This is a genomic window from Neglectibacter sp. CSJ-5, assembly GCF_032490475.1.
Taxonomy (GTDB): Bacteria; Bacillota; Clostridia; order Oscillospirales; family Acutalibacteraceae; genus Hominenteromicrobium; species Hominenteromicrobium mulieris.
In genome coordinates this window covers 217,755-240,486 of sequence record NZ_JAVYJC010000002.1, presented here as the reverse complement: position 1 = coordinate 240,486, position 22,732 = coordinate 217,755, and the positions used below count along the sequence as shown (strand labels likewise).

Sequence of the window (22,732 nt, the reverse complement as noted above, 5' to 3'; positions counted from 1 at the left end):
AATCGGGGGGGGATTACAAAGCCTTTGGGATTCGCTGCAAAAGCAAACTGTAAAAGATTTTGAGTGGCTTGTAGTTGATGACGGAAGTACTGATGGTACGAAAAATCTAATTACTCAGTTACAAGAAAATAGTGATTTTCCAATACGATATATCTATAAGAGTAATGGAGGAAAACACACAGCTTTAAATGTAGGAATACAGACCATTTGCAGCGAACTCACCTTTATAGTTGATTCAGATGACTGTGTGACAGATGATGCAGTTGAGTCGATACTGAAGATTCACAAGAAATACAAGTCACAAAATAAGATCTGTGGATATGCGTTTCTCAGAGCATTCCCTGATGGTAAAGTCAATGGCAAGAAGTTTGATGTAGATGAAAAAATAGGTTCCTATATCGATGTGCGCGTAAATGGTGACGACACCGGCGCAGATAAGGCAGAGGTGTTCAAGACACATTGCTTGAAGGAATTCCCTTTTCCTGAATACCCGAATGAGAAATTTCTTGGGGAAGACCTTGTTTGGGTTAGAATGGCCAGAGAATATGAGATGGTACATATTAATAGGGCCATTTATGTTGGAAATTATCTCGAAGGTGGATTGACCAATAATCGTCGCAAGCATAATATCGCTTCGCCGATTGGGTGTATGCATCGAGCAGAGGAATTTATGGAGTCCGACTTAAAGACAAGATATAGAATCAAGGGTGGACTACAGTATATTGTATATGGGAGATTTGCGGGAGTCAAGGTTGTCGATTTGATTCGCAAATCAAAACATAAAGTTCTTGCAACAGTGTGCACACCGGGTGGATTGTTCTTGCATTCACGATGGAGTAAAGCACAGTAATTCGATTGATTAAGTGCCTAAATGTCTTCTGTCAGTAGATGATGGGAGATATTTAATGAAAGTACTTGTTATTAATCCGATTATGTACACATCGGAAACAAAAAATATAAAAAGAGCGGCATCAATAAAAGACACAATGATGTATGATTTTTGCTTGGCTTTCCATGAAATGGGTCATTCTGTAACGCTGGTTGGAGGGGAGCCGTTCAAGCCGACAAAAAGTGAAACATATCCATTTGAGGTACTGTGGTGGGAGTGCAAGTGTCAAAAAGTCTGCATGCCGCACTGCTTGCCGTTTATGCCAGAGACGTATTGGTATGTAAAACAGCATCGTACAGAGTACGATTTGATTATTACAAGCGAAGTATTCTCATTGAATTCATTGATGGCATATCGAGCTGCACCGGACAAGACGATTATCTGGCACGAACTTGCAAAGCATAATGCCATTATGAAGAAAATTCCCTCAAAGATCTGGTATGGAGTTATAGCAAGACTCTTCATGCGAAACGCAAAGGTTGTTGCACGCTCAGTAGAGGCAAGAAACTTTGTGAAGAAATACTGCATGAATACGGATGTAAATGTAATCGATCACGGTGTCAACCTCGATAAGTTTAAAGCATCTACTGAGAAAGATAACAGTTTTGTGGTTTGTTCGCAGCTGATTGAGCGAAAGAAAATCGATGGAATCCTTGAAAAGTTTGCCAAGTATCTGGATCAGTACAATTCTACATGCCGGTTATACATTATAGGCGAAGGGGAGTTGAAAGAAAAACTTCAGAGGATGGCACAGACTTTGGGAATTGCTCCGAATGTAATTTTTACAGGAAAGATGACACACGATGAACTGCTCCCGATTCTGTCTAAGTCAAAGGCGTTGCTCGTTAATACGGTGAAAGACAACAATATGATTTCCATTGTAGAAGCGATTGCGGTTGGAACGCCTATTGTTACAACAGACGTTCCACTGAATTCTACCTATATCAAAGAATATCAACTTGGCATTGCGAAGAAACAGTGGGATGAATCCGATTTGAATGATGTGGTTTCTAACAGTGAAATGTATATTGAAAACTGCATGAAATACAGATACAAACTTTCTACAAAACAAAGGGTAGAACAGTTCTTGGAAGTTAAAAAATGATGTGATTATGGAGGATAAAATGTATTCAATAGCGTATGTTGTACCCTATTTTGGGAAGTTTCCAAAGGGGTTTCAATTCTGGCTGTTAAGCTGTAAGTGTAACCCATCGATTGACTGGCTGATTTTTACAGATGACAAAACGCCTTATGATTACCCGGAAAATGTGAAGGTTACATATTGGACGTTCGATCAGATGAAGAAAAAGGCTCAGGCAATTTATGATTTCCCGATTTTCCTGGAGCGCCCGTATAAGCTCTGCGATTTCAAGCCGGCGTATGGTGAGATTTTTGCAGACGAGCTAAAAGACTACGATTTCTGGGGACATTGTGATATAGATCTGGTTTGGGGTAATATCCGCAAATTTTATACGGATGAAGTTCTCGGTCAATATGAAAAAGTTGGTTTTAATGGACACTCTAACCTGTATAAGAATACACCTGAAGTGTGTGCTCGCTATAGAACACATATTGAAGGAAAGATGTACTATCGGGATGTCTATTCAGTCGATAAGGGCTTTGCATTCGATGAACCGGGTATGGATGACATCTACGAGGTACTTCAAATTCCAGTCTATAAAAAAATCGATTTCGCCAACTTGCTGAAATATGATTATGGCTTCTTCCTTGACTGGGGTAAGGAAGAGGATTCGTACAAAAATGAACATCAGGTCTTTACATGGCACAATGGAACTCTTCTTCGCCATTATTTGGATCATGGCAAAATAAAGGATGAAGAGTATATGTACCTACACTACTGGTGTCGCCCGACAACTTTTGCCGTTAAAGAGTACGATGAACAAAAAGACTATCTGATTTATGCAGATACTACAACGGATAAGTCATTTGAGCTGACTCCTGAATTGATTCTGAAAAGAAGTCGCCGCAGTAAAGTGAAATACTATGCGAAGGTACTGTGGTTTAATAGGAAGAAAATCACTTGGGAAAGAATTGTATTCAATGTAAAGGGAATGTTGAACTATAAGAAGTAAGGAGGTAGCGATAGGTGGGACTTTATAAAGTATATGATAAATTTCGCCGTTATTGGCGGCAGATTCACATGCTGACGATCCGTGATGGATGGAAGAAGATGGCCTACATAAAAAAGCACGGAATGTTTGGTGCAGTGGGTGAAAATTGCTATTTCCAGTCGAATATACTGCCCGCAGAACCGTTTCTGGTCTATCTTCATGACAATGTGGCAATTTCGGCAGGCGTAAGAATTGTAACTCATAGTGCGCTGAATACGGTGTTTAATCATGAAGAAAAAACAGATCAGTATCTTTGCCGCTTCGGAAAAGTAGAAATTGGAAATAATGTGTATGTAGGTGCGGATGCAATTATCAATTATGGAGTTACAATCGGGGATAATTGTATCGTGGCTGCAGGAGCAATCGTTACGAAGGATGTTCCTTCGGGCAGTATTGTTGGAGGCGTTCCGGCACGGGTAATTGGAACTTATGAAAGTGCAAAAGAAAAAGCAAGGGCATTTTCAGCACCTTTCTTAGAAAAAGGACTGCGGGAACCCTGTACAGTCGAGGAAATGCTTCATGTCCAGTAATGAAACAACCTTAAAATGCAAACCCAAAAGATATCTCTGGGTTGATAATTTGAAAATGTTTGCCTGTTTGCTTGTTGTTATAGGGCATCTCTATATGTCGATGATGGCAGGCGGCTGGATCAGTGAGAACAATATCTTATATTGCTGGCCGATCCAAACGGTATATACATTTCATGTGCCTCTTTTTTTTGTTTGTAGTGGTTTTCTATATCAGGCTACTGCTCCGAACGAATGGAATGTAAAAAAACACATAGGGAATATTAAGAAAAAAGCCCTCGTATTGGGTGTTCCGTATGTAACGTTTTCAACTATTACACTTTTACTAAAGAATGTATTTGCCACGGATGTAAACAACGCCGCACCACCTTTTTTGAAAACGCTTCTTATAGAACCAATCGCACCATACTGGTATTTATATACGCTGTTCTTACTGTTTTGCCTGATTCCTCCGGTGATAGGAAAAGGAAAAAGAAAAACGCTGGTCAGCATGGTTGTTATAGCGTGTTTCATAAAGATTACTTATGTATGGTGGCTTGCGGATAAGGCCATTCCGGATTTGGTTGCAAAAGTGATGGCAAGTGCTGTTTGGGTTTGCATAGGAATGCTGATTACAGCGACTCCATTCAAAAAAAGTAAACTGGCTGATGGGATAGCGGCTGGGATGGTGATATTGGCATGTATCCTTTCTTACTCTGTCTATAGTACACCGACCGATAATGCAAAAGCTCAATTTATCTTTGCCAGTATTTTTGTGTTTGTGATTACATACTTTTTTCAAAGCAAAGAGCAGTATAAAACAGATGGATTGGTTAATCATAACGTAAAGTATTTTATGCCCGTATATGTACTACATACAATTGTGGCGGCAGGCGTTCGAACTGTATTGTTGAAAATCGGCATTTTTTCAGGCGTTCTCCACTTTATGATTGGCTTCAGTGCAAGTGTTTTTGTGCCGGTAGTAATTTATATGATTGCCGAAAAGCAGTGGTGGCTATTATTTTGGTTTGAACCGATAAAGGCAATGAAATTAAGAAACCAGAAAAAAACCAAGGGTGGAAGATAATGAAGATAAAACAATTGATAAAAAAGAGTATAAGTCAAAAAACACTGTTTACAGATGTTTTTGGCTATTCGCTGACAAAGACTGGATTTGCAGATAAATACCTGGCGGGTCAGCTGACAATGTATAAATCCTATTCATGGCTTAAAAAACATTTTGAAAATGATTTGAAACAAATCGAAGCTAAACTTCCCAAAGAACAGAATTGTGAGGCGGCAGAGAAACAAGTTTGGATCTGTTGGCTGCAGGGAATGGAGAACGCACCTCAAATTGTTCAGGATTGCTATGCATCTGTCTGTTACTGGATGAAAGACTGGAAGATAACGGTTATTACTGCGGACAATGTAAACGAATATGTGCAATTCCCGGATTATATTGTTAGAAAATGGAAAGAAGGAGTGATTAGCAATACACATTTATCTGATCTTTTAAGACTTGAGTTGCTTATTCGTTATGGTGGATTGTGGATTGATAGTACGACGTATATGACAGGCACTATTCCAGCCTATATTAATGATTCCAATTTCTTTGTATATAGAAATGGTTGGATGGACATGGAAATGATCAATATGGGTAGCTGGCTAATTTTCAGTAAGTACACAAATAATAAAATTCTTCTTGAAACACAAAGCCTACTCTATGCGTATTGGAAAAAATACAATTATATTAAGAACTACTTTTTGATGCATATATTTTTCCGTATGGTAACAGATGCGAATCCAGAACTGTGGGAACAAGTTCCGGCAATGAATCACATTGATTCTCATTTGCTGATGCAGGAACTGCCAAAGCATTATGATAAAAATCGTTGCCAAGAAATTATGCGGCTGACACCGATTCACAAACTAACATACAAGGTGGAAACTTCAAGTGGGGCAACTGCCGAGAAGTTGGGAGTGTTGTTTCAAAATAGGAGAGAACAGAATGATTCAATATAGTATTTGTGACAAGAAAATTAAAGGTGATGTGACGGTATGAGTTGGAATGTGAAAGTTGGACAAAGAGTATATCATTCACATACTGTGATTTGCATCTTGATTCTTGCATTCCAGATTTATTTTGAAATGCGAGGTGGCAGAACTTATTTCGATGAAGGACTAGCACTTGTTTGCATGTTCTATGTTATAATACTTCTTTTAAAGAGAAGATTAGACTCATCAGACCAAATATCGGTGTTCCTTTTGATTGTGGTAATTGCTATTGGCTTGCTTTCGAACGCGATGAGTGGATTGGCATATTCATGGTTCTCGGTTTTTGTGGATGTCATTTCAGAAACAAAGTTTTTGTGGACGATTTTTGCATTTAAATATTATATTACATCAGACGTATATAGCGATATGTCCAGAGCGCTGCGCCCACTCGCAAAATTGTTCTGCTACCTCGCAGGCTTATTTGCGATTATATCCCAGTTTGTGAATCTCGGAATGACTGAAAACGAAAGATATGGAATCAAATCCTATAACTTTGTTTTTCCGATGAGCTTTCAATTTCTTGCAGTTGCGTTGGTTGCAATTGCTGTGCTTTCAATTTCAAAGGACAAATACAACAATCGTTTGCCGTATGCAGCCGTGTGCGTTGGACTGATTCTAGCAACAAAAAGTTCTCCGTTGCTGTTTTCGGTAATGTTTATATTCCTTTTGATTTATTTTCAAAAGAGAGCACAGCTTAAAACAAGGACAGTAGTGTTTATGGCTGTGATTGTTTTGCTTTTGGGAACCTTCCAGATTCAAACTTATCTGATGAATGTAAATGCACCTAGATATTTGTTCTTCTACTACGGAGGAAAAACAGCAAATACATATTTCCCATTGGGTTCCGGGTTTGCCACATTCGGTTCGGATCAGGCAGCTAGAAATTATTCGAGATTATATTATCAATATGGCTTTAACAGCTTATTCGGAATGAATACCGAGGATGGATCTTTCTTGAGTGACACGTTCTGGCCGATGGCAATTGGACAGTTCGGATGGATTGGTTCGATTTTGTATATATTGATTTATGTACGGATCTTCTTCTCGTTCAAGTGGATGAATTTGAATTCGGAGCAGAAAGCACTTTTATACGCTGGTTACATGCAGTATATAATTCATGCTGTTGGCTCTGCAATTCTTTCTGCTCCTGCAGGTATGATTGGTGCAATAGCATTGGCAGCTGTTATGAAGCCTGCTAATGAAGTAGAAACAATAGACTAGAATAAAAATATCGTACAGGAAGATTATGGAAAAATACAAATATCTCTTAAAAAATGTTGGCATAATGACATTGGCCAGCTTTGGGACCAAAATATTATCATTTTTAATGGTTCCGCTGTATACAAATATTTTATCAACAGAAGCATATGGAACGTATGATATCTATCAGACCACACTCTTTTTGATTGTTCCAGTTTTGTCATTGAATATTGCAGATGGAATTATGCGCTTCTCACTGGATGAAACCTATGATAAGCGTGAAGTCTTTATGGTTGGTGTCAGACGGTACATTGTCGCATGTGTTCTGTGCATTTTACTGGTGGGTGTTAATCAGTGTTTTTCTATAATAAAAACCTTGACGTTGTACCCACAGCTCCTTGTTTTATATTTCGTTACAAGCCTGATGTCGGATGTTCTCAATAATTATGCGCGCGGAATCGAAAAGGTATCAGATGTTGCCATTGGAGGCATTATCGGTTCGGTATCGATGCTTACATTAAATGTTCTTTTTTTGTTGGTATTTAAGTGGGGGCTTGTTGGATATTTTGTTGCCAATTGTTTGTCATTTGCAAGCACAGACTTGTATTTGCTAATTAAGCTGAAAATTTGGAAGGTTATTAGTTGGAAACCGGAAAATCGGTCCTTGAAAAAAGAAATGGTTACCTACAGTGTACCAATGGGACTTGGCAATATCGGATGGTGGATTAATAATGTCTCTGATCGCTATATCGTAACGTGGATTTGTGGCCTTGCTGCCAATGGTGTGTATTCAGTGGCATATAAAATCCCATCGCTTCTTTCGATGTTTCAGCAGATATTTAATCAGGCATGGACAATATCAGCTGTAAAGGAATACGATCAGGACAGCAGTGAGTTTTATAGCACAATCTATAAGGCGTACAACATGTGTATGGTGATTACATGTGCAGGCTTGATTCTATTTGATAAGGTTATCGCTAAGATCCTTTTCGGAGCAGACTTTTATGAAGCATGGAAGTATGCTCCTTTCCTGATGATTTCAGTAGTGTTTGGTGCATTGGTTCAGCTTTTGGGAGGGATTTTCTCAGCGGCAAAAGAATCGAAGGCATTTGGAAACACGATTTTGATTGGTGCAGCAGCCAATACGATTATGAATGTAGCTTTTGTATATGCTTGCGGACCTTTAGGGGCTGCCATTGCAACATCATTGTCGTATATGCTGATTTGGGCGTTGCGGCTATATAAAGTAACCCGTCAGATGAAACTAGATATCAGCCTGATTAGAGATGTTTTGAGTTATGTGTTGCTGTATCTACAAGCTACACTCCTAGTGTTTTATAGCTATAACTGGAGTGGGTGCCTGATTCAAATCGGTTTTGTAGTTGCTGTCTTTGTGTTATATTTTAAAGAATTAACAGGAGTTGCAAGGAAAGTGCTGTCACGTGTGAAGAGCAGATAATAAAAATGGCGTTTGGTAGAGAGGAATGTATGAAGAAAGAACGAAATTCAAGCATTGAAATGCTTAGAATCCTGGCGATGCTAGGAATTGTAATTATGCATACGAATGGGGCGGTAATGGAGCATGGTTCAGGAACTGGATTTGCTTGGACACAGATTGAAAATGGCATCTTTAATGCCGGAGTTTCGATTTTTGTTTTAATATCAGGATACTTCGGAATACGACGAAGCACTCAAAAGTTGATTGAGTTGGAATCGACAGTGATTCTTTATGCGGTTTTAAGCGCATTAGTGGGATGCTACTTTGGAAAAGCGTCTATATTAAGCATAATCAAAGCTTTTATTCCTGTTTCAACGAATTGCTATTGGTTTATTTCTTGCTACATATTATTGATGATCTTCTCCCCATATATCAATAGGGCGATTGATTCGATGAGTGAATTGCAACATAGACAACTACTGTTGCTTATGTCGGCTGTGTTTCTTGTTGCACCTACTGTAATTTATTACAGTGTTCTGGGGGGAGGCAAGAATGTTATAAATATGCTTCTTTTGTATTTTCTGGGGTCATATATTAGAAAATACAGTTTGGACGAACGGTTTGATAAGAAATCTCTTTTAAAGATCCTGATAGCAACGACGGCATTAAATGTTCTTTTGAATTCTTTGATCAGCATTGCTACAGGAGGAAAGCCACATATTCCTTTTGCAAGGGACTGCAGTGCTTTTATTGTAATAGAAGCAACGGTTCTGATGATGTTCTTTATGAAGGTTGAATTCCATTCGGATTTCATTAATAGAGTTGCAAAACATGTGTTTGCAGTGTATCTTTTTGAAGGTGCATTACGGCAAATTGTGCAAAATATTGTTTTTGACTATAGCATATATGAAGGAGAATGGTACTGGCCCTTAGTAAATATTGCTGTTGCATTAATCGCAATGGTTGGTTGTATGTCAATCGACGTACTAGCACAATGGATGTTGAAACCTTTTAGAAAAGCTGCGTTGAAAATGCTAGGTGATATAATTAATATTAGTCAAAAGATCTTCATTTTTTACTAGCGTGTGGCATTCGCAAAAAGTATTTCAAGTGAAAACGAGTCAGATTGAATGCTTAGACTAAAGAGAATAAACGGAATTTTGAAACCTCGAAAGGAGAGTAAACAAAATGAACACAACATTACTTATCATGGCAGCCGGTATCGGTAGTCGCTTCGGAACAGGAATCAAACAGTTGGAGCCGGTGGATGCTTCTAATCACATTATCATGGACTATTCCATCCATGATGCGATCGAAGCAGGCTTCAATCATGTGGTATTTATCATCCGCAAGGATATCGAGAAAGAGTTCAAAGAGGTCATCGGTGATCGCATTGCCTCCATTTGTTCCTCTCACAATGTAACTGTAGACTACGCTTTCCAGGATATTAACGATATTCCAGGAGAACTTCCGGAAGGCCGTACAAAACCGTGGGGAACCGGTCAGGCCGTGCTTGCTGCTAAAAATGTGATTGATACCCCGTTCATTGTGATCAATGCAGACGATTACTACGGCAAGGAAGGTTTTAAGGCTGTTCATGAGTATCTGGTGAATGGTGGTAAGTCCTGTATGGCAGGCTTTGTGCTGAAGAACACACTGTCCGATAATGGCGGTGTGACTCGTGGTATCTGCAAGATGGACGAGGATAACAACTTGACTGAGGTTGTGGAGACCAAGAATATTGTAAAGACCGCAACTGGAGCAGAAGCAGACGGCGTGGCTGTGGATGTAAATTCTCTGGTTTCCATGAACATGTGGGGATTGACTCCAGAGTTTCTGGATGTACTGGAGGAAGGCTTCAAAGAGTTCTTTGAGAAAGAAGTCCCGGGCAATCCTCTGAAAGCAGAGTACCTGATCCCCATCTTTATTGGAGAATTATTGGAGCGGGGCAAGATGTCCGTAAAAGTTCTGAAGACCAACGACACCTGGTATGGTATGACCTACCATGAGGATGTTGCAGCTGTAAAGGACAGCTTCAAGAAGATGTTGGAGAACGGCGTGTATAAGGCCGACCTGTTCAGTGATCTGTAAACGACGATAAAAGAAACGATTGATTTACTCGGAAAGATCCTCACAAACATCTTGACTGCTCTGTATGAGCCATTCGGATTTTCACTCCTGCTTTCCTTCCTAGCTATGTTTTTCTACCTGTATGCGTATGAGCCAATACATGCGGGCAAAGGATGGAAGAGTGCCATAGTGACCTGGTATCAGAAATTCAAAGAGAGTGTATTTTTTCGGAAACTGTTTCTATTGGCCTTTGTGACCTCACTTATTCTGTTCCGAACCCTGTTAAACCGTCAGCTGTGGATGAATCCTTTATCCGATGTCATGGGCGGTTGGGGCATCTGGGAGACAGTGAATGGTGAACAGCAACTGACCACCGAGTGCATCGAGAACGTGATCATGATGATGCCGTTTTCAGCAGTAGTGGCGTGGACATTCGGAGAGAAGATAGGAAACGGCGGGAAGAAGATACTGTGGCAAAGCGGGAAGATAGCATTTATCTTTTCGGTAAGCATAGAGATGTTGCAATTATTGCTTCGCTTAGGTACGTTCCAGCTATCAGACATCTTCTGTAACACAGTCGGTGGAATGATCGGCGGATTGATGTATTGTGCGGTGATGAAGGCAAGAAAACGTCTGTAAAAAGGGTTGAAATTGTGATATAATGGGAGCGGTAGCTCCCTACACTGCTCGAATGAATCACACACCTCTCCGTGGTGAGCAGCAGGCAACGATCTATTATGATCGGCGAAGATGTGAGAAGAATGGAAAGAAGGTGAATTTATGACTGATAATCCAGCAATGAAAAGAGCGTTGATTATGCAGTCTTTTGCGCCATTGTTTCTGATTTTGTTGATAAAATATTTTGACCTTAAATTGTTTCATTTATGTAAGAAATTTTCTGACATAATTCTAAATGATCCAATTTACGCTTTGACAAAAGCTGTAAACCATTCGGCATTTGTTACATTGATATTAGAACTTTTCTGTTTACTGTGGATTATTTATTCAATATATAGTGTACGAAAATTCGAAAAATCGCAACGGGCTAATTTTGTTAGTGAAGGTGAATCACTTATTGATATTGAAAAGATATCCGATTCCGGAGTGACTTTTTTCATGACGTATGTCCTTCCAATGGCGATGGATGATTTAGACACTTGGAAGGGATTCATTGTATTTGGAATTTTAATGGTAATGCTATTTGCACTAATGTGGAAAACGAATTTGTATTACCAAAATCCGGTGTTAACTGTGTTGGGATATGAAGTTTTTTCTTTTAAATATGATACAATGCAGCTAACGGAGTATAGAGGAAAAGAGTGTATCGGAATCACAAGGAGCACGGTCAGCGTAGGACACAGTATAAAAAGGCAGAAAATATCTGATAATGTGTTTCTTATATATGAAGACGTATGATAAAGGATGGATAAAAATGCCTAAACAAAGAATTATAGCAGCAATAAATGACGTGCTTAATGAGCAGTTTGGATTCGAAATATATATTGTTATGAAAGATGGAGAGCAGTTAGTAAAGAGATTTGTTTTGGATGAGGGGAGTCCAAATGCAACAGATGGATTCAAAAGAAAGATTCGAGAAAGTATTAAGGAGGCAATTCAAAGAAAATTTTTGACTGATGACAGTAAATATGCTAATGGAGATGATTTGGCAAATGAGCAAACTTGCTTCTATGTGATAAAGCAGGATGATGCTTATCAGCCATTTAGCTATTTGAGTGTTCCAGAAAGCCAGATTGAAAATTTTAAACTTTTGGATAAAGATAATGCGGATGCAATCCTGTTTAAATTTTCTTTTCAGCGAGATGGACAATTGAGACAGTTATGGGCGTATCAAAAAATACATCCTGCCTCGATTCCCAATAAACAGAGAAAATATTTCCAGCTTATTAGTAAATCCTTTGATTGCCAAGATGTTTTTAAAGAAATGAAAGATCAGATGTTTATTATCACTAGAAAAATCGACTTGCTGATCTTGAACAATGAGATAATAACGGATGATATCAAACTAATGGAGCGCCATTTTGGCTTAGAAACATTTCTTCGAGCATCGGCCACGCGTGCTGTATCGTCAATTACGACAGTTGGGCTGGTTGGGAATGATGATAAATTGCAGGAGTATGTACAGCGTCCGAACAAAAAGTATGCGAAGAAAATGATGCAAATACATAAGTTTCCAGTGGCGACAATGAGCAAAGAAAGTCTTCTGGAAAAATTGCAAACTGTGGAACGCTGGAAAAATGTATTTGAAATACAAGGAACGCAAGTTCACCTAAGAACTTTTACGGATGTTGAAAATATCATAGATTTGTTTACTGAAAGATATACGAAATCCGAAGTGACGGGACAGGAGTATGATACATCTGTTAAGGATAAGGCAGAACCTATTAGCAGTAATATTGCTTAAAAACGCAAGCGATAATATTCCCCTCACCCCAACACAGCGCTATACTTAAACCACAATAAAAAGAAAGAGGTTATCATCTATGCCAAGAACGAAAGGCAGCAAAAACCGTCCCAAAACCAATACCACAAAAGACTACGCATACCAGATCGCAGAGAAGCAAGAATCTATTACTTCCCTGACTGCTGAGATTGCATCCATCACTGCAAACATTGACACTTTGAAAGCTGACCTGAAAGAGAAGAAGACTGCTCTGAAGAAGGCCGAAAAAGAAGTGGCAACGCTGGAAGCGAAGAAGGCAAAGGCAGATGCTAAGGCCGCTGAAGAAGCGAAAAAGGCAGAAGCCGAGGCTGTGGTTAAGAAGCTGATGGCCGGCGGCATGAGTGCTGATGAGATCCTTGAAAAGTTGAAGTAAACAAGAACCCAAGAAAAAAAGAAATGCCGTGTGGACAAACTGAACTCCAGGAGTTCACGCGGTATATTTTGATGGTCGCTATATAGTTTATAACGAAAAAGGAGTGTGAGAAAAATGAACCTATCAAAAATACATCACATTGCAATCATCGTATCTGACTACGAAGCTGCAAAGGGTTTCTATGTGAATAAGCTGGGCTTTGATGTCATTCGGGAAAATTATCGCCCGGAGCGTAAGGACTGGAAGCTGGATCTGCGAGTAAATGAGCACACTGAGTTGGAGATTTTCGCTGAGGAAAACCCGCCGAAGCGTGTGAACTGCCCGGAGGCTTGTGGTCTGCGTCACCTTGCCTTTTGCGTAGAGAGCGTGGAGCAGACGGTGAAAGAACTGAGAGAATTAGGTATAGAATGTGAGCCGATCCGTGTGGATGATTATACTGGTAAGAAGATGACTTTCTTCCATGATTTGGACGGACTGCCACTGGAGCTGCACGAATAATTATGGGAGAGAATGAGCATATAAAGCCAGAAAGCCCGGTGGTGGTCGAAAGAAGCTGAAGCCGGAGTATGATGCCGGGAAGAATCTGAAAGAGTAGATGGAAAGTGCTGTGGCACTTTATGATTCTGAGATGTCCTTGCAGGCCATCGCCGATGCTTTGAACCTAAATCCTATCAAAGTCCGGAAACTCCTCATCACAGCCGGTGTGTATGAATCGGATGTAGCAGAGAAGGTGCAGGACACTTTTGAAGAATACCGGGAGACACAAGACTATAAAACCTCCATACTCTCAACATCCTCTACTCTTCAACTCTCCAAAGCCTCCGTCACCTCGTACCTGCCATATCGGAAAGGTGTGTACTTCCCCAGTACAGAGAAAGAGAAAATTAGTGTTGGAGCAGAGCGGCAACGGAGATACAGAGCGATGAAGCGGTGAAGGGCAGAGCCGACAGAAGAAAACTTCTGGGGTGTGGTTATGGCTTATGCTAGTGTGAAATTCAAAACTTACTCAGGGTTGCCATTCTCTTACGAAATTAAAAAAGGCAGGAATGGCGAATATACAAAAGAACTGTGGATCGACAGACGGGAGAAGAGCAAAAGTCTGGCGTGGAGTTCTATAGTTTTAGCACTGGGAAATATAAAAGGTGAAGTGGTTGACCGTCCGAAAGCATTGGGTGATATCCGGGGAGTGACTTACATCTACGGAATGTTCTATCGGTTTGGACTGATTGATGTGCCGGACGAAGTGAAGGAGAAGATGGGGCGCCCGAAAAAACGCAAAAAATAGGTTGCTATGTGCATAAGTCTACGGTAATATGTGCCGTAACGGAGGAGGTGAATCTCAGTTGGGAAGGACGGTAGCATTATAGAAAAATTGAAGGAAATGCTGGAGAAGTATTTGAAGAAAACAGAGCCGGAGTATTACCCGCCAATGGAGAATCTGCTGGATCTGATTTACGAGCATTACACGGAGAACAACCCAGTAGAGAAAAATACAGTTGCCGGGAAAGCAGCGAAGGCCAAGGAAAAAGAACTGGAAGAGTGGCTGCGTGGGCTAGATGGTATGGATAGGTTGGTAGATGACTATGTCGGAGATAAGATTCCGCTTTGGGAAAAAATTATGGACCGGCAGGGGACGGTGTGCTGTGCATGGGAGAAAACTGCTTTTGAGGAAGGTCTGAAAGTCGGAATTCGGCTCATGATGGAAGTTCTTGATATATAGTTTGTGACGGAAATAAAATGAACTCCTGAAGTTCATAAAAGCCCTCGCTTGTTACGGCGAGGGCGTGTGTTCTTATTTTTCAGGCTTTTCAGCTTTCTTCTTCGGTGCAATTTTATGACCGGAGTAGATTGCCATGCCCATGCAGACCAGAGAGCCGCAAGCAAAATACTTGTGAGCCTGCATCAGTTTCTTGCAGCCCGTGTAGAAGCATCCTGCCATGCAGGCAAGTGCTCCGAGTGACCAATATTTATGTGCTTTCATTTTGTGTGTCCTCCGTATCTTCTTTCTGTATTTTGAGCAATTCCTCGATTTCCGTTTTACTCGCCGGCCGTACTGCTGGTTTCTCTTTATAGGTCTGTGCGCCACAATCTGGGCAGCGGTCAGGCAGCTTCTCAGCCGAGAAGCAGTAGCGGCAGGCATAGCAAAAATAGTAATTCAAGTCTTATTCACCCCAATCTCTGATATATCCTCAAATGCAATAATGGTCGGCAGCTCTTTGCCGGTATCATTTATAAATCCTGTGTATATTCGCAGTTCTTTGTTGATCGTATCCACAGCATCCAATACCCCGGCGATATCCTCATAGTAGCCGTCCGTGAAATATTTTATTGTGATCCCTTGCCCTTTCCGAAGCTGGCTGATCTTTTGGTTCAGAGCTTCATTACCTTCTTCAGACAGTTCGATTCTATTTCCTTTGAGGTGATCCCTGCCCTCAGAAGTAATCTCATCCTCATAGCCTCGTAAAGCGGCAAAAGGAGAGAAGATTTTAGCGCGATTTGACATCGGCATCCGAGGATGATTATGTGGTGGCTCCGGGCGGGAATCATGGAGGATTTTGCCATACTTACTTTGGACGGCTCTGCCTTCCGGTGTGTTCTTGTGGTCCATGTTCGCCCTCCTTACTTAGCCTTATGGCCGCCTATCTGCTGATTTCTTTCCCTCATTGTTGCACCATCCAGATAGTTGGTTCCTTTCAGAACAGCATTCTTTCCGAACTTCTTCTTGAGACCCAGCATCGCATTCTGCAGTTTCTTCTCTTTTTCCAGCTTAGTGGTGTCCGTGAACAGATCGACTTGGAAGAATCCCTCGTCTTTGACCACACGGTTGGCGGCTATTGTGATCCGTCTTACGGTCAGTGTTTTATCGGCTATTTTCTCGAATAACTCAGTTGTGGCAGAAATCAGGATACTGCCAAGGTTGGTCGGATTATCCAGTTTCGTACTGCCATGAGCACCCTTCGGAACAGTGCGGCCGTAGTGATCGATGTGTACCGGACCTCGGTACTTTCTGCTGTCGCAGTTTTCCCGGTCATAGCCCACATCCAACGTCAGGCTATCCGTGACCAGTCCTTTATCTGTTAATTGTAATACTAAGCTGTCAGCCATCTCCATGACAATGATTCTGGCTTTGTCGTATGGGTAAGGACAGGAAAGTACCTGCCCCTCGGAGATACTGTTGGTGCTGGGTTTGTAGACTTTGATTTCTTTCATGCCGCAGGGTTCCAGACCCCAAGCATGGTCAATCAGCAGTTCAGCATCAACACCGAATTCCTTATATAAGACCTTATATAAGATATCCTGATTGACGGTGCTGAAATATGCCAGCTCGCCCATCGTATTCCGAGCTGCTGACTACCGGCAAGCTGAACGATTACCTTGCCGACATAAACGAGCAAGCAGAGGAAATGTTCTCTCGGCTGGTAAAACAATTCGCCGAAAAAGAGGGCGTGACGGAAACGCTCAAAGCGGAAAACCAAATGCTGTGGGTACAGAAGATGAACAACATTCGCAATGCTGCTATGGAGATTGTTTCAAATGATTTGATTTTCGCATAACAAATATTTACCGAAAGGCTGCTGTCAGGCGACGGCGGCCTTTCTGTTTAATGCTTTTTCATTGAAGTTGTATTATTATCAAGTAAATACTTGAATTTTGGGAAGCCGGGTGCTATACTTTACTACGATACAGTATATTCGGCGGGAAAGGAGTATTGAAGCTTGAATACATCAAAAAAGGCCGAGAGAACGAAGGAAATCATCGGCATATGCCTTGACTGCTTTGTTGAAAAAGGGCTGACGGTAACGACTACCACAGACCTCTGCAACGCAAACAACCTGCAAAACGGTGGTATCTATTACTATTTTGACACAAAAGAAGAAATGGTATTGGCCTGTGTTGAAGAAGCGATTTCCCGCATTGAGCAGGGTGCGTTCGGCATTGCCTTTGAAGATATCCAGGATGTTGCTAATATGATGCACCATCTCAGCACGCTTGCGGATGAACTGTCCCCGGTTATGCGATTTCTGGTCAGCGTATGTGTGTCGCAGGAATACGGAAACAAAGTCAAGCCGTACCTTGTACAGCTTGCAGGTCGCTACCCTTATTATACGAGAAAAATTGCCGAGATTCTCGGCTGCACCGCAGAGGAAGTAGAACCGTATGTCCACCTGTCTATTCTGGCGCTGAACAACTATATGATTTTTAACGAGCGGGCGCTGTTCCTGCCGCAGATCGAGGCGGCGAAAAAAGGACTGATGCAGCTTGCGAAAAGGAAGGGATGATACGGACTACAACAATTATCCTAAAAAAATAAGAATAAAACACAGGAGGCTCTTATGAGAAAAAGAATACTACCGTTCATAATGGTAATGTTGATGATCTTTACGGCTCTGCCAATTTCGGCGAGTGCATCGACGCTCTATTATGGCAAAACAATCAATTCCGGCGAAACATACACAGATACTTCATTTGAAATGTGGTGCTGGTATGGGAATGAAACCTTCACAAACAATGGGACAGTTGATATTTCAAATGGCTTTACACTTGGTTATCAGGCAAGCTTTGTAAATAACAGTGAATTTACATTTACCGGTTCCAATTCAACATTTGGTGTCAGTTCCGGTTGCTCCTTCCAAAATAACGGAACGGCAAGAATCAGTGGCTGTTACAACTTGGGCTTGGAAGATTCTTTTGTTAACACCGGCACATTATATCTATCCGATATTAGTAATTTTAACGTTTCCGGTGTAGTAAATACCGGAAAAATTGTGTGTGGAAACGGTGTGCCGGATAGGCTTATCGGCGCTTTGAAAGAAAAATCCTCCGGTGATGGAACAGTTGTAAAAGAGGGAGAATCCACGCCCTCAACATCAACTCGGTATACTATTACCTACGATTTAAATGGTGGGCATTGGGAAAACACACCCGATGAAAGTATTTACTCATATTATTACAAGACAAACGATGCCACACCGTACTATAAGATCGGATTTGACAAACCATTTGATACGTTGAACAGCAATCTGGAGCGGGAAAACTACGATTTCATTGGTTGGACTTGTGATAAAGACAACAGTCAAGAGCCGACAAAATATTTGGATATTATGACAAACTGGCAGTCCAATATAACACTGACGGCACACTGGCAGCCAAAACAGCAATATGTGTATTATTATCTGGATGGTGGAGTATTTTCTGATGATATTACCACACCGGAAATCATCAAACATGAAAGTGGCATATCATATTCCCTTTTCAATATTGAAAGCGACGATTTCACGCTTCCTACACCAACAAAACCCGGATATAGTTTTATCGGTTGGGAAGCAGGCGATACATTGGACGTATATCCCACAGTGACAATTACGAAAGGAACTGTCGGAAATCAGACATATACAGCAAAATGGAAAGCAAGCGGTGATACCCCGTACACTGTAAACGTCTATTATATGGACAAAAATGGGCAGTATCAGGAAAAACCGGATAGAACGAAGACTGAAATCGGTGCAACGGATACAATAGTAACCGTACCTGATTCCGCATATTTAAAAAATGGTTTTTCGTTTGACACCACCAAATCATCTAATAGCGGAACGATAACCGGAGACGGTAAACTGCAATTGTCCCTCTATTACGCAAGAAATCAATATGATATTGCGTTCAAGTCATATGATGGAAGTGAAACTCTGTATAGCTATAAAGGCTATTATGGAACAGAGATTACATTCCAATGTAACAAACCTGTCATCAAAGACGAAGATTATATCTATACTTTTGTCGGATGGTCAGCAAATAAGAATTCACCGTATGCGCTTTCTTCATTGGGAACGGTAACGGAAAACAAGACATTTTATGCTGCCTTTGAAAAGGAAGCCACATTTTGCCTTATAACCTTTGCGGATACGACAGGGTTTGCTCCGTTGAAGGATACGACCTACAAGCTGAAAAAAGGCGAGGATTTCAGTATTAATCTTTACCTTGCCAGTGAAAAATATTATGTTGGCACGGAGCAATGGGCACTTACCTATAAGGAATTGTTCGTTGAAGGTAAAGACGGAAAAGGCTTGAAACTGGGGACAGATTTCACTTATTCCTTTGATGGATACGGAAAACCTGTTGTATTTTCTATTCCGAATGTTACAAAGGACTTGAATATCACTTTTAAAGCCTGCTATCACGAAACTCACGATTATAATCCGAAATTTGATGTCATTAAGGAAAATGCTACCTGCGCCAAAGAAGGGGAGGTTCTTCGTACCTGCTATAAGTGCGGAAAAGTCGTGAGCGAAAAAACAAGCATTGCACCGGATAATCATACCGACCTGAAGCACATTGAAGCAAAAGCGGCAACCAAGACCGCTGAGGGCAATATCGAATATTGGTACTGTGCTGACTGCGGCAAGTATTACAAGGATGCCAAAGCAACACAGGAAATTACCAAGGAGCAGACTGTAACGGCAAAGCTTCCGAGTGATAACAATACAAGCGCTGGCGGTAGCACTGGTAATAACAATAAACCAAGCAGCAATGCAACTACCTCGCCTCAGACCGGCGACAACTCCAACCTTGCATTGTGGGTTGCTCTGCTGTTTGTCAGCGGCGGTGCGGTAACGGCAACAACCGTTTACGGCAGAAAGAAAAAGCGTAGCGTAAAGTAAAATCAAATGTTTAACCCAAGGGCGGCTGTCGGAAACGGCAGCCGTCTTTTCTGTCACAATATGCCGAAAGCACTTGACGAACAAGTGTTCTGCATGGTGTATTGATGGCACTTCAAAACCGTATCCACTGTCGGAAAGGAGTCAGAATGAACAGACGGTAAACGGAAGAAATCACCGCCCTGTACTGCCGATTTTCACAGGATGACGGCAAGAAGGACAGTGATAGCAACAGCATACAAAATCAGAAAATCTACCTGATGGACTACGCAAAAAAAGCACCATTTTCCGAATCCGCAGTTCTATGCAGATGACGGCTATTATAGGGGAAACAAACAGATAAATCGAATGTGCGGATTTCAACATTTGCGAGCATAAACATGTGTATTCGGAGTCGGTTGAATGTGTTTTTATCAAATCCCGTATGAACACCCACACCACACCTCAAAGGCTCGCAATCCCTTGAAATGACTGGGTTTGCGGGCTTTTTTTATGTTTTGCGCGTTTGTATACTGCCCTCCTACATCACCAAATTTGCGCAACTATAACGAAGATATTGAAAGCGAGTTTTCTGCATATCGTTCTTTTAGACATTAGCATCGTTGCAATGGCTCGCACATCAATCCGATCAATCTTGGTTTTACGAAGGCTTAAGCTTTTCCGGTATAGGTTGGTGTGCATATATTTTTGCAGCTTCAAGTGTCGGTAGAATTCAACGAATAAAAGTTTAATAAAAATTTCACAAAACTTCCTTGACTCTAAACTAAGATGAGGATATACTATAAGCGAAGACAAGCGGGATGTCCCGCGAAGATAAATTTGAAATCCAAATCAAAGGAGGAAGTTCTTGTGGAAAAAATCAGAGTTGTGCAGTATGGCTGCGGCAAAATGAGCAAGTACATTCTTCGGTATCTGCATGAGCACGGCGCACAGATTGTCGGCGCGATCGACGTAAACCCGGCGGTCGTCGGACAGGATGTCGGTGATTTCGCGGGTCTCGGCCTTAAGACCGGCGTACTGATTTCGAACAATGCGGATAAAGTTCTCGATGAGTGCGATGCAGATGTTGCGATTGTGACGCTGTTCAGCTTCATCGGCGATATTTATGACCATGTGGAAAAATGTGTATCACGCGGACTCAATGTCATCACGACGTGCGAAGAAGCGATTTATCCGTGGACGACCTCTGCAGTTCAGGTCAACCGTCTGGACGCTATCGCTAAAGCGAATAACTGCACCATCACGGGCAGCGGCATGCAGGATATCTTCTGGATCAACATGGTCGCGCTCGTCGCGGGCGGTTGCCACAAAATTACGAAGATTAAAGGCGCGTACAGCTACAACGTAGAGGAATATGGATTAGCGCTCGCAAATGCGCATGGCTGCGACCTGACACCAGAAGAGTTTGAGCAGAGGATTGCGCACCCGGACATTTTTGAGCCGTCCTACGCTTGGAATGCCAGCGAAGCCATTTGCAATAAGCTTGGCCTGACAATCAAGTCTATCAACCAGAAGCATGTGCCGTGCATCATCGATCACGACATTTACTCCGAGACGCTCGGCAAGACCATCGAAGCCGGCCGCTGCATCGGCATGTCTGCCGTCGTGGCCATCGAGACAATGCAGGGCATCACCATCGAAGAGGAGACCATCGGCAAGGTCTACGGCCCGGAAGACGGCGATATGTGCGATTGGCAAATCATCGGCGAGCCGAACACCGAGTTCCATGTTGTGAAGCCTGCAACCGTTGAGCATACTTGCGCGACGGTTGTCAATCGTCTGCCGAGCCTCATTTGTGCACCGGCCGGTTATGTTACTGCCGATCAGCTTGACCCGAACAAGTATCTCACGTATCCGATGGAGTTCTATTGCTGATTAAAGCAAGAAAATACTAAAAAGAAACAAGTGAATTTCGCCGCTCGGTGCAAAAACCGGGCGGCTTTTCTTGTCTAAACTGCGAAAATGTGCTATATTATAAATGATAAAGTACCATGAGGATAGGAGAAATAAATATGCGCATTTTAATGCTTGGAAACAGCTATATTTTGACAAATGATCTGCCGAGTATACTGGCGGAAATCACGGGTGCCGAAGTAGTACAGAACACACGCGGCGGTGCACGCTTACGTGAGTAGCTGAACCCTGAAACAAGGCTCGGCGCAAAAGCATTGGAGCTGCTGCAAAATGAAAAATGGGATTACGTCGTTTTGCAGGAGATGAGCAACGGCCCTATCACAGCAAAGGAAAGCTTTATGCAGAGCGTGAAAGATTTGTGCGGTAAAATTCGTGAAAACGGTGCCGTACCTGTTCTGTATGCGACATGGGCATACCAAAAAGACGGCAAACAGCTTCAAAAATTCGGCATAGATTACGATGAGATGTACCGCAAAATGCACGAAGCCTATGCAGAAGCGGCAGAGAAAAACCACACGCTGCTCGCCGATGTCGGCAGTGCATTTTATGAAAAAACCGAAACCGAGAATCTTTTCAACGACGATGGTAGCCATCCGAACGAAGCGGGCTCGAACCTTGCCGCCGAAACGATTGCCGAAGTCATTTTAAAGGATGCAAACGCATAATGTATCCCTACTGTGCATACGCTGTATCGGAAAAATACGGCGAAACGGGGGAGCGATATGTTAGAACGCATCGGAGAAATGCATGGGCGAGAGGTGATCAGTGTTTTGGATGGCTCGCGCATCGGGTATCTCGGTGATATTGAATTTGATACACAGCAGGCGGCATTGACGGCGATCGTGGTGTACGGCCGTCCGCGCTTTTTCGGATTGTTTGGCAGAGAGAATGACTGTGTGATCCCATGGAGCGCTGTGAAGACCATTGGGGAGGATGCTGTGCTGGTCGATCACATTCCCGTAAAGCGGACACCGAAGCGCAGCTTCTTACAAAATTTCTTTGAAAACGGATAGAAAACACTTGCTTTACCCGGCATGTTGT

At 41.9% G+C, this 22,732-nt stretch carries 27 protein-coding genes and 2 pseudogenes; 26 read left to right on the top strand and 3 right to left on the bottom strand.

Going from position 1 to position 22,732, the window contains the following annotated elements; all coding sequences use genetic code 11:
• Nucleotide 1: 1 nt before the first annotated feature.
• The 19 genes and pseudogenes from R2K26_RS05210 to R2K26_RS05120 all read left to right on the top strand — a co-directional run.
• Nucleotides 2-247, top strand: a pseudogene (locus R2K26_RS05210) (glycosyltransferase family A protein); the annotation flags it as partial.
• Nucleotides 248-850, top strand: coding sequence for a hypothetical protein (locus R2K26_RS05205; RefSeq protein WP_316519084.1), 603 nt, complete (start codon nucleotides 248-250; stop codon nucleotides 848-850).
• Between the two features lie 55 nt (nucleotides 851-905).
• Nucleotides 906-1,994, top strand: coding sequence for a glycosyltransferase (locus tag R2K26_RS05200; RefSeq protein WP_316519082.1), 1,089 nt, complete (start codon nucleotides 906-908; stop codon nucleotides 1,992-1,994).
• Between the two features lie 7 nt (nucleotides 1,995-2,001).
• Nucleotides 2,002-2,982, top strand: coding sequence for a DUF6625 family protein (locus R2K26_RS05195; protein ID WP_316519081.1), 981 nt, complete (start codon nucleotides 2,002-2,004; stop codon nucleotides 2,980-2,982).
• Between the two features lie 14 nt (nucleotides 2,983-2,996).
• Complete coding sequence (locus R2K26_RS05190; RefSeq protein WP_055145739.1) at nucleotides 2,997-3,551, top strand: DapH/DapD/GlmU-related protein; 555 nt, start codon at nucleotides 2,997-2,999, stop codon at nucleotides 3,549-3,551.
• Nucleotides 3,541-4,614, top strand: a complete 1,074-nt coding sequence (locus tag R2K26_RS05185) for an acyltransferase (RefSeq protein WP_316519080.1) — start codon at nucleotides 3,541-3,543, stop codon at nucleotides 4,612-4,614. Before R2K26_RS05190 ends, R2K26_RS05185 begins: the two co-directional genes overlap by 11 nt.
• Nucleotides 4,614-5,549: a capsular polysaccharide synthesis protein gene (locus tag R2K26_RS05180; RefSeq protein ID WP_316519079.1), complete on the top strand. Its 936-nt coding sequence runs from the start codon at nucleotides 4,614-4,616 to the stop codon at nucleotides 5,547-5,549. The genes R2K26_RS05185 and R2K26_RS05180 overlap by 1 nt, the downstream gene beginning before the upstream one ends.
• A gap of 36 nt (nucleotides 5,550-5,585) precedes the next feature.
• Nucleotides 5,586-6,803 carry a hypothetical protein gene (locus R2K26_RS05175; RefSeq protein WP_316519078.1) on the top strand — a complete coding sequence of 406 codons (1,218 nt, stop codon included), beginning with the start codon at nucleotides 5,586-5,588 and terminating at the stop codon, nucleotides 6,801-6,803.
• Nucleotides 6,804-6,828: 25 nt separating this feature from the next.
• Nucleotides 6,829-8,241 (top strand): oligosaccharide flippase family protein, encoded by a 1,413-nt coding sequence (locus R2K26_RS05170; protein ID WP_316519077.1) that lies wholly within the window; start codon nucleotides 6,829-6,831, stop codon nucleotides 8,239-8,241.
• 29 nt (nucleotides 8,242-8,270) lie between these two features.
• Complete coding sequence (locus R2K26_RS05165) at nucleotides 8,271-9,302, top strand: acyltransferase (protein ID WP_316519076.1); 1,032 nt, start codon at nucleotides 8,271-8,273, stop codon at nucleotides 9,300-9,302.
• Nucleotides 9,303-9,408: 106 nt separating this feature from the next.
• Entirely contained in the window at nucleotides 9,409-10,311 is a 903-nt protein-coding gene (locus tag R2K26_RS05160; RefSeq protein ID WP_316519075.1) for a sugar phosphate nucleotidyltransferase, read from the top strand.
• 168 nt (nucleotides 10,312-10,479) lie between these two features.
• Nucleotides 10,480-10,929 (top strand): VanZ family protein, encoded by a 450-nt coding sequence (locus R2K26_RS05155; protein WP_316519074.1) that lies wholly within the window; start codon nucleotides 10,480-10,482, stop codon nucleotides 10,927-10,929.
• Between the two features lie 141 nt (nucleotides 10,930-11,070).
• Nucleotides 11,071-11,706, top strand: a complete 636-nt coding sequence (locus tag R2K26_RS05150) for a hypothetical protein (protein ID WP_316519073.1) — start codon at nucleotides 11,071-11,073, stop codon at nucleotides 11,704-11,706.
• A gap of 16 nt (nucleotides 11,707-11,722) precedes the next feature.
• Entirely contained in the window at nucleotides 11,723-12,712 is a 990-nt protein-coding gene (locus R2K26_RS05145; RefSeq protein ID WP_316519072.1) for a DUF4868 domain-containing protein, read from the top strand.
• A gap of 79 nt (nucleotides 12,713-12,791) precedes the next feature.
• A complete protein-coding gene (locus tag R2K26_RS05140; protein ID WP_316519071.1) occupies nucleotides 12,792-13,124 on the top strand; it encodes a hypothetical protein in 333 nt (110 codons plus the stop codon).
• A 114-nt stretch (nucleotides 13,125-13,238) separates the two neighbouring features.
• The gene (locus R2K26_RS05135; RefSeq protein WP_316519070.1) at nucleotides 13,239-13,622 is read left to right on the top strand and encodes a VOC family protein; all 384 of its coding nucleotides are present in this window, start codon (nucleotides 13,239-13,241) and stop codon (nucleotides 13,620-13,622) included.
• 109 nt (nucleotides 13,623-13,731) lie between these two features.
• Entirely contained in the window at nucleotides 13,732-14,058 is a 327-nt protein-coding gene (locus R2K26_RS05130; protein WP_316519069.1) for a hypothetical protein, read from the top strand.
• Nucleotides 14,059-14,097: 39 nt separating this feature from the next.
• On the top strand, nucleotides 14,098-14,409 hold the full coding sequence (locus R2K26_RS05125; RefSeq protein WP_316519068.1) for a hypothetical protein: 312 nt from the start codon (nucleotides 14,098-14,100) through the stop codon (nucleotides 14,407-14,409).
• A gap of 96 nt (nucleotides 14,410-14,505) precedes the next feature.
• Nucleotides 14,506-14,844: a hypothetical protein gene (locus tag R2K26_RS05120; protein ID WP_316519067.1), complete on the top strand. Its 339-nt coding sequence runs from the start codon at nucleotides 14,506-14,508 to the stop codon at nucleotides 14,842-14,844.
• 72 nt (nucleotides 14,845-14,916) lie between these two features.
• Here R2K26_RS05120 and R2K26_RS05115 read toward each other — a convergent pair whose 3' ends face one another.
• The 3 genes from R2K26_RS05115 to R2K26_RS05105 form a co-directional block, all read right to left on the bottom strand.
• Nucleotides 14,917-15,105: a DUF6219 family protein gene (locus tag R2K26_RS05115; protein WP_316519066.1), complete on the bottom strand. Its 189-nt coding sequence runs from the start codon at nucleotides 15,103-15,105 to the stop codon at nucleotides 14,917-14,919.
• A gap of 174 nt (nucleotides 15,106-15,279) precedes the next feature.
• Nucleotides 15,280-15,732: a YolD-like family protein gene (locus tag R2K26_RS05110; protein ID WP_316519065.1), complete on the bottom strand. Its 453-nt coding sequence runs from the start codon at nucleotides 15,730-15,732 to the stop codon at nucleotides 15,280-15,282.
• A gap of 11 nt (nucleotides 15,733-15,743) precedes the next feature.
• Nucleotides 15,744-16,457 carry a hypothetical protein gene (locus tag R2K26_RS05105; protein WP_316519064.1) on the bottom strand — a complete coding sequence of 238 codons (714 nt, stop codon included), beginning with the start codon at nucleotides 16,455-16,457 and terminating at the stop codon, nucleotides 15,744-15,746.
• A 2-nt stretch (nucleotides 16,458-16,459) separates the two neighbouring features.
• Between R2K26_RS05105 and R2K26_RS05100 the strand changes: the two are divergent.
• From R2K26_RS05100 to R2K26_RS05070, 7 genes and pseudogenes are all read left to right on the top strand, one after another.
• Nucleotides 16,460-16,678 (top strand): annotated as a pseudogene (locus R2K26_RS05100) (TnpV protein); the annotation flags it as partial.
• A gap of 162 nt (nucleotides 16,679-16,840) precedes the next feature.
• A complete protein-coding gene (locus tag R2K26_RS05095; RefSeq protein ID WP_316519063.1) occupies nucleotides 16,841-17,404 on the top strand; it encodes a TetR/AcrR family transcriptional regulator in 564 nt (187 codons plus the stop codon).
• A gap of 54 nt (nucleotides 17,405-17,458) precedes the next feature.
• Complete coding sequence (locus R2K26_RS05090; protein ID WP_316519061.1) at nucleotides 17,459-19,780, top strand: InlB B-repeat-containing protein; 2,322 nt, start codon at nucleotides 17,459-17,461, stop codon at nucleotides 19,778-19,780.
• 846 nt (nucleotides 19,781-20,626) lie between these two features.
• Entirely contained in the window at nucleotides 20,627-21,652 is a 1,026-nt protein-coding gene (locus R2K26_RS05085) for a dihydrodipicolinate reductase (RefSeq protein WP_343284447.1), read from the top strand.
• A 137-nt stretch (nucleotides 21,653-21,789) separates the two neighbouring features.
• Nucleotides 21,790-21,912, top strand: coding sequence for a hypothetical protein (locus tag R2K26_RS05080; RefSeq protein ID WP_316519060.1), 123 nt, complete (start codon nucleotides 21,790-21,792; stop codon nucleotides 21,910-21,912).
• A 33-nt stretch (nucleotides 21,913-21,945) separates the two neighbouring features.
• Nucleotides 21,946-22,356, top strand: a complete 411-nt coding sequence (locus R2K26_RS05075; protein ID WP_316519059.1) for a DUF4886 domain-containing protein — start codon at nucleotides 21,946-21,948, stop codon at nucleotides 22,354-22,356.
• Nucleotides 22,357-22,413: 57 nt separating this feature from the next.
• On the top strand, nucleotides 22,414-22,704 hold the full coding sequence (locus R2K26_RS05070; RefSeq protein ID WP_176820254.1) for a YlmC/YmxH family sporulation protein: 291 nt from the start codon (nucleotides 22,414-22,416) through the stop codon (nucleotides 22,702-22,704).
• The last annotated feature ends 28 nt before the right edge of the window (nucleotides 22,705-22,732 follow it).

Coding starts and splice junctions, on each gene's coding strand:
- R2K26_RS05080 (WP_316519060.1), top strand. CDS start 21,790: ATGCGCATTTTAATGCTTGGAAACAGCTATATTTTGACAAATGATCTG.
- R2K26_RS05110 (WP_316519065.1), bottom strand. CDS start 15,732: ATGGACCACAAGAACACACCGGAAGGCAGAGCCGTCCAAAGTAAGTAT.
- R2K26_RS05145 (WP_316519072.1), top strand. CDS start 11,723: ATGCCTAAACAAAGAATTATAGCAGCAATAAATGACGTGCTTAATGAG.
- R2K26_RS05170 (WP_316519077.1), top strand. CDS start 6,829: ATGGAAAAATACAAATATCTCTTAAAAAATGTTGGCATAATGACATTG.
- R2K26_RS05120 (WP_316519067.1), top strand. CDS start 14,506: ATGCTGGAGAAGTATTTGAAGAAAACAGAGCCGGAGTATTACCCGCCA.
- R2K26_RS05105 (WP_316519064.1), bottom strand. CDS start 16,457: ATGGGCGAGCTGGCATATTTCAGCACCGTCAATCAGGATATCTTATAT.
- R2K26_RS05140 (WP_316519071.1), top strand. CDS start 12,792: ATGCCAAGAACGAAAGGCAGCAAAAACCGTCCCAAAACCAATACCACA.
- R2K26_RS05195 (WP_316519081.1), top strand. CDS start 2,002: ATGGAGGATAAAATGTATTCAATAGCGTATGTTGTACCCTATTTTGGG.
- R2K26_RS05175 (WP_316519078.1), top strand. CDS start 5,586: ATGAGTTGGAATGTGAAAGTTGGACAAAGAGTATATCATTCACATACT.
- R2K26_RS05160 (WP_316519075.1), top strand. CDS start 9,409: ATGAACACAACATTACTTATCATGGCAGCCGGTATCGGTAGTCGCTTC.
- R2K26_RS05135 (WP_316519070.1), top strand. CDS start 13,239: ATGAACCTATCAAAAATACATCACATTGCAATCATCGTATCTGACTAC.
- R2K26_RS05180 (WP_316519079.1), top strand. CDS start 4,614: ATGAAGATAAAACAATTGATAAAAAAGAGTATAAGTCAAAAAACACTG.
- R2K26_RS05200 (WP_316519082.1), top strand. CDS start 906: ATGAAAGTACTTGTTATTAATCCGATTATGTACACATCGGAAACAAAA.
- R2K26_RS05090 (WP_316519061.1), top strand. CDS start 17,459: ATGAGAAAAAGAATACTACCGTTCATAATGGTAATGTTGATGATCTTT.
- R2K26_RS05115 (WP_316519066.1), bottom strand. CDS start 15,105: ATGAAAGCACATAAATATTGGTCACTCGGAGCACTTGCCTGCATGGCA.
- R2K26_RS05185 (WP_316519080.1), top strand. CDS start 3,541: ATGTCCAGTAATGAAACAACCTTAAAATGCAAACCCAAAAGATATCTC.
- R2K26_RS05150 (WP_316519073.1), top strand. CDS start 11,071: ATGACTGATAATCCAGCAATGAAAAGAGCGTTGATTATGCAGTCTTTT.
- R2K26_RS05070 (WP_176820254.1), top strand. CDS start 22,414: ATGTTAGAACGCATCGGAGAAATGCATGGGCGAGAGGTGATCAGTGTT.
- R2K26_RS05125 (WP_316519068.1), top strand. CDS start 14,098: ATGGCTTATGCTAGTGTGAAATTCAAAACTTACTCAGGGTTGCCATTC.
- R2K26_RS05165 (WP_316519076.1), top strand. CDS start 8,271: ATGAAGAAAGAACGAAATTCAAGCATTGAAATGCTTAGAATCCTGGCG.